We start from the raw sequence: 5,727 nt of genomic DNA, 5'->3' as shown, positions 1-5,727 counted from the left end.
CATTGCGGATGCGGTGTTCTCGCCGGACCGGGTCGATACCGCATTCGTCGACCGCCTGCTGTCGAAATGCACCGACCACCTCAGCCTGCTGGCGGCGCCGGCGACCCTCGACCGGGTCTACGATTTCGGCGCCGAAGCCTTCGACTCGATCTTCGATACCTTGCGCGCCACAATGCCCTGCATCGTGCTCGACGTTCCGCACCAATGGTCGGGATGGACCAGGCGGGCGCTGGTCGGCGCGGACGACATCCTGATCGTCGCGGCGCCCGACCTCGCCAACCTGCGCAATACCAAGAACTTGTTCGATCTGCTCAAGGCATCGCGGCCCAACGACCGGACCCCGCTGTATTGTCTCAATCAGGTCGGGGTGCCGAAGCGGCCGGAAATCAATTCGAGCGAATTCGCCAAGGCGATCGAAAGCCAGCCGATCGTTTCCATCCCGTTCGATCCGCAGATGTTCGGCTCGGCGACCAATAACGGCCAGATGATCGCGGAGGTCGCGGCGGGGCATCGCACCAGCGAGATGTTCCTGCAGATCGCGCAGCGATTGACCGGCCGCGGCGAAACCAAGAAATCACGGGGCTCGTTGCTGTCGCTGCTCGACAAGTTGCGATCGAAGTAAGTCATCGCATGGGGTGCCGTCGTGTTTGGTAAGCGTAGCGGATCAGAGAACGAAGCTCGGGCGATGAAGCCCGCCGCGGCGCAGGAACTGGCTTCCGGCGCCGGAGTTTCGCGTGGAAATTCCGACGGCGCACCGATGGTCTCCTCGCCGCCGCTCGCGCCGGCAAGAGCGGCGCCGCCGGCTCCTTCGATCGAGGCGCGGCGCTCGGACACCTACTATCAGGTCAAGGCGACGATCTTCGGCGCGCTGATCGAGGCGATCGACCTGGCGCAGCTCGCCAAGCTCGACGGCGAGTCCGCGCGCGAGGAAATTCGCGACATCGTCAACGAGATCATCGCGATCAAGAATATCGTGATGTCGATCGCCGAGCAGGAGGAACTGCTCGACGACATCTGCAATGACGTTCTCGGCTACGGGCCGCTCGAGCCGCTTTTGTCGCGTGACGACATTTCCGACATCATGGTCAATGGCGCCGGCACGGTCTTCATCGAAGTCGCCGGCCGCATCCAGCGCACCGGCATCCGCTTCCGCGACAATCAACAGCTGCTGAACATCTGCCAGCGCATTGTCAGTCAGGTCGGCCGGCGCGTCGACGAATCCTCGCCGATCTGCGACGCCCGTCTCGCCGACGGCTCGCGCGTCAACGCCATCGTTCCGCCGCTGGCGATCGACGGCCCCGCGCTCACCATCCGCAAATTCAAGAAGGACAAGCTGACCCTCGACCAGTTGGTGAAGTTCGGCGCGATCACCCCGGAGGGCGCGGATATTCTGCAGATCATCGGCCGCGTCCGCTGCAACGTGCTGATCTCCGGCGGCACCGGTTCCGGCAAGACCACCTTGCTGAACTGCCTGACCAACTACATCGACCATGACGAGCGGGTCATCACCTGCGAGGACGCCGCGGAGCTTCAGCTGCAGCAGCCGCACGTGGTCCGTCTCGAAACCCGCCCCCCCAACATCGAGGGCGAGGGCCAGGTCACGATGCGCGAGCTGGTTCGGAACTGCCTGCGTATGCGCCCCGAGCGCATCATCGTCGGCGAAGTCCGCGGTCCGGAGGCATTCGACCTGTTGCAGGCGATGAACACCGGCCACGACGGCTCGATGGGGACGCTGCACGCCAATAATCCCCGCGAAGCCCTGTCGCGCTGCGAATCGATGATCACGATGGGCGGCTTTTCGCTGCCCTCGCGCACCATCCGCGAAATGATCTGCGCCTCGATCGACGTCATCATTCAGGCGGCTCGCCTGCGCGACGGCTCGCGCCGCATCACCCACATCACCGAAGTGATGGGCATGGAAGGCGACACCATCATCACCCAGGATCTGTTCCTCTACGACATGGTCGGCGAGGACGCCAACGGCAACATTATCGGACGGCACCGTTCGACCGGAATCGGCCGGCCGCGGTTCTGGGATCGCGCGCGCTATTACGGCGAAGAAAAGCGCCTGGCGGCCGCGATCGATGCCGCCGAAGTCATAGTCGAGGTCTAAAGGACCACGCCCATGAATATGCAGATGCTCGCACTCGGTTTTATGGCTGCCACCGCGGTTGGCGGGCTGGCATGGGTATTCCTTTATCCGCTGCTGTCGGGAGAGAAGAAGGCCGAAGCCCGCCGCGCCTCCGTCGCCAAAGCGGAGCCGGTGGCCCGCCAGAGCGACAAGACGCAGCGTTCGCGCCGCGAGCAGGTCGAGGGCTCGCTGAAGGAAGTCGACGCGCGCCGCCAGAAGGACAAGAAAGTCTCGCTGAGCACGCGGCTGACCCAGGCCGGGCTCTCCTGGACGCCGCGAAAGTTCATGATCATCTCCGCCATTTTCGGCATGGCCTGCTTTGCGACGGCGTTTCTGATGGGCGGCGGATTGCTCGGCGCCGTCGGCATCGCCTTTGCCGCCGGCTTCGGGCTGCCGCGGTGGATCCTGAGCTATCTCAAGAAGCGCCGGGAAAAGCTTTTCCTCAAAGCCCTGCCGGATGCGGTCGACGTCATCGTCCGCGGCATCAAGGCGGGCCTGCCGTTGTTCGAGTCGATCAAGGTGGTGGCCGCAGACGCGCCGGAGCCGCTCAAGGGCGAATTCATCGCCATCATCGAGACCCAAGCGATCGGCATGCCGCTTGGGGAGGCCTGTTCGCGGCTGTACGAACGGATGCCGGTGCCGGAAGCCAATTTCTTCGGCATCGTGATCGCGATCCAGCAAAAGTCCGGCGGCAACCTGTCCGAAGCGCTGGGCAATCTGTCCAAGGTGCTTCGCGACCGCAAGAAGATGGCCGAGAAGATTCAAGCCATGTCGATGGAAGCCAAGGCGTCCGCCGGCATTATCGGCTCATTGCCGCCGATCGTGATGCTGCTCGTTTACCTGACGACCCCCGACTACATCTCGCTGCTGTGGACGCACCCGACCGGCCAGCTGATGCTTTGCGGCTGCGTCCTATGGATGTCCCTCGGTATCTTCGTGATGAAGCGAATGATCAATTTCGATTTCTGACGGTGCAGCATGATTGAGTTTCTGGTCGACAAGCTTCACGACGCGCGGTTCATGACCATGCTGCTCGCCGCCATTGCCGCCAGCGCCACGGCGTATACGCTGATCATGCCGCTGTTCGCCGGCGAGGGCCTCGCCAAGCGCATGAAGGCCGTCGCCAGCGAGCGCGAGCGGCTGCGCCAGCGCGAGCGCGACCGCCTCTCCAAGACCGAGAAGGTTTCGCTGCGCCAGGCACCCAAGCAGCTCGTCGCCAAGGTGGTGGAAGATTTCAACCTTAGCAAATGGGTGGCGCAGGAAGCCGCGCGCGAAAAACTGATCATGGCCGGCTATCGCGGACATGCACCCTACGTTACATTCCTGTTCTTCCGCATGGTGACCCCGATCGTGTTCCTGATCGGATCGGTGCTCTATGTTTTCGTCATTTCCCACATGGAGAAATCGACGCCGGTGAAGATCGGCATGTGTATCGGCGCGGCCTATCTCGGCCTGCAGGCGCCGATGATCTTCCTGAAAAACGCGATTTCGAAGCGCCAGCTCTCGATCAAACGGGCGTTTCCGGATGCGCTCGACCTGCTGCTGATCTGCATCGAGTCCGGCATGTCGATCGAGGTCGCATTCCGCAAGGTCAGCGTCGAGATCGGGTCGCAGTCGGTGGCGCTTTCGGAAGAATTCACCCTTACCACCGCCGAGTTGTCCTATCTGCAGGACCGCAAGGTCGCATATGAAAATCTGGCGAAGCGCACCGGGCTCGAGGGCGTGAAATCGGTCTGTCTTGCCTTGCAGCAGTCGGAACGCTACGGCACGCCGCTCGGCCACAGCCTGCGGGTGATGGCGCAGGAAAACCGCGACATGCGCATGAACGAGGCCGAGAAAAAGGCGGCGGCGCTGCCGCCGAAACTGACGGTGCCGATGATCCTGTTCTTCCTGCCGGTGCTGTTCGTGGTCATTCTCGGGCCGACCGGCATCAAGATCGCGGCGATGCAGTGATCACGACGTCGTCCCCGCGTTCGCGCTAGGGCATGCACACATCTTTTTTCTGGCGGAAAGACCAGCACTGCCGTCGTCCTGAGGTGTCGCCGTCTTCGGCGAGCCTCGAAGGATGGCCACAAGTGCCCGCGGCCATCCTTCGAGACGCCGCGCAAGCGGGCGGCTCCTCTCGCGACAACGGCGCAGCGTTGCGCGGGGATGACGGTGAATGTGTGACGAGGAAAAAGTCCTTGGCGTGGACCTGCGCCAATCGGGCCGGCCCTGTAACGATGTGTGCATGCCCTAGCGCGAACGCCGGGACGACGCAGAATGTAGTTCGGCGCGTTGCGCAATTTCGATTCAAATTTCAAACAGCCAAGCCTCTATATTCTCGCGGCGCACTGCGTCCGAGGTTTGCCAGTCCCTCGCGAACCCAAGCGAGGGGGTGGAGCGGCGGGAGGCGCCAGGGCACCAACGGGCACCCTTTGAGGCGGGATTAACGTACCCACCTCGCGCGGCAAGGCACCGCGCGCGCCCAAGGCAGGCGCTGCGCCTCCCGGCGCTCCACCTGGCCACCGGCCTGTCTCCCGGACGCTGCAGACGCCCGGCACGACTTGGCCATATATAATCCTAGGCTAAGTTACCTGTCAACAGGAAAATCGTCGCCTGCGGTGCTCGCTCACTGCACGGCGTTGGTGCTTGGCGCGGACGATCAATCGGCTCGGCCTATAACGATGTGTACATGCCCTAGTCTAAGGTGTTCGTCGGGACCGCGGTGCGCGGTCAGTCCGGACGATTGAGCGCCGCCACCGGGACAGCACCCGTGCCGCCGCGCGGCCCGTCCTTACGGCTCAGCATCTGCTTCAGATAAGCGGCGTTCGCAGCCGCCTCCTCCGCCGGCAGATCGGCCTTCACGATGCTCTCGGCCTCGGCAAAGCGGCCCTGCAGGCCGACCACCAATCCCAGATTCTGCCGCACCCTTGTATCGGCCTTGGCGTTGCCATAGGCCCGCCGCAAGTTCTCCTCCGCCTTCGGCAGATCCTTCGACAGCACATACGACATGCCGAGATTGGACAGCACCGAAGGCTCGTCAGGCACGATCTTCAACGCGCTCGCATAATAGCGCCGCGCTTCGTCATGGCGGCCGAGTTGATCGAGCGTCGTTCCCTGCACCGACAGAATGCGCCAATCCGGATTTTCGGGAGAGTGGGCGCGGCTGAGAACGTCGAACGCCTGCTTGAAATTACCGTTGTCGGCCAGCGCGCGGCCGTAAGCAGCAAGCAGCGCCTTGTTGCCGGGATGGGCGATGGTGGCCTGCTCCAGCACGGCGACCGCCTGGGAGCGCTGTCCGGCGGCGCGGAGCGCCTGCCCATAGCGCAACGCCGCGTCGGCATCCTTGGAATTGGCGCGATAGCGCTCGCCATAGACCTCTATTGCGCGGCGCGGATCGGCGTCGGGGCTGGCTTCGGCCTTCGAAGACGTGATCGATCCGGTGATGTCGGACATGGTCTTGCAGCCGCCAAGGCTGGCGGCCAACATCGCCGTCACGGCTGCGGAGGCAAGGAACCGGGCAAGACTGGACTGCTGACGCATGGCACTTTAACTCATCATAGCCGGCGCATCGATCGAGCCGAATGCGCCCAGCAATAGACTGTTAACCCTAA

General features: G+C 63.3%; 5 protein-coding genes. 4 read left to right on the top strand and 1 reads right to left on the bottom strand.

Annotation, left to right across the window (positions count from 1 at the left end; genetic code table 11):
- The 4 genes from VGP39_RS09125 to VGP39_RS09110 form a co-directional block, all read left to right on the top strand.
- The coding region (locus tag VGP39_RS09125) for an AAA family ATPase (RefSeq protein ID WP_414644610.1) at window positions 1-622 on the top strand (622 nt) is incomplete at its 5' end.
- 21 nt (window positions 623-643) lie between these two features.
- A complete protein-coding gene (locus tag VGP39_RS09120; protein WP_327567781.1) occupies window positions 644-2,113 on the top strand; it encodes a CpaF family protein in 1,470 nt (489 codons plus the stop codon).
- A 12-nt stretch (window positions 2,114-2,125) separates the two neighbouring features.
- Complete coding sequence (locus VGP39_RS09115) at window positions 2,126-3,100, top strand: type II secretion system F family protein (RefSeq protein ID WP_327567780.1); 975 nt, start codon at window positions 2,126-2,128, stop codon at window positions 3,098-3,100.
- A 9-nt stretch (window positions 3,101-3,109) separates the two neighbouring features.
- Window positions 3,110-4,084, top strand: a complete 975-nt coding sequence (locus VGP39_RS09110; protein ID WP_327567779.1) for a type II secretion system F family protein — start codon at window positions 3,110-3,112, stop codon at window positions 4,082-4,084.
- 762 nt (window positions 4,085-4,846) lie between these two features.
- Here VGP39_RS09110 and VGP39_RS09105 read toward each other — a convergent pair.
- On the bottom strand, window positions 4,847-5,656 hold the full coding sequence (locus VGP39_RS09105) for a tetratricopeptide repeat protein (protein WP_327567778.1): 810 nt from the start codon (window positions 5,654-5,656) through the stop codon (window positions 4,847-4,849).
- Between the last annotated feature and the right edge of the window lie 71 nt (window positions 5,657-5,727).

It is taken from the genome of Bradyrhizobium sp., assembly GCF_036009065.1.
Classification (GTDB): domain Bacteria; phylum Pseudomonadota; class Alphaproteobacteria; order Rhizobiales; family Xanthobacteraceae; genus Bradyrhizobium.
This window is presented reverse-complemented; position numbering and strand designations above follow the sequence as displayed.

Coding starts and splice junctions, on each gene's coding strand:
- VGP39_RS09115 (WP_327567780.1), top strand. CDS start 2,126: ATGAATATGCAGATGCTCGCACTCGGTTTTATGGCTGCCACCGCGGTT.
- VGP39_RS09110 (WP_327567779.1), top strand. CDS start 3,110: ATGATTGAGTTTCTGGTCGACAAGCTTCACGACGCGCGGTTCATGACC.
- VGP39_RS09105 (WP_327567778.1), bottom strand. CDS start 5,656: ATGCGTCAGCAGTCCAGTCTTGCCCGGTTCCTTGCCTCCGCAGCCGTG.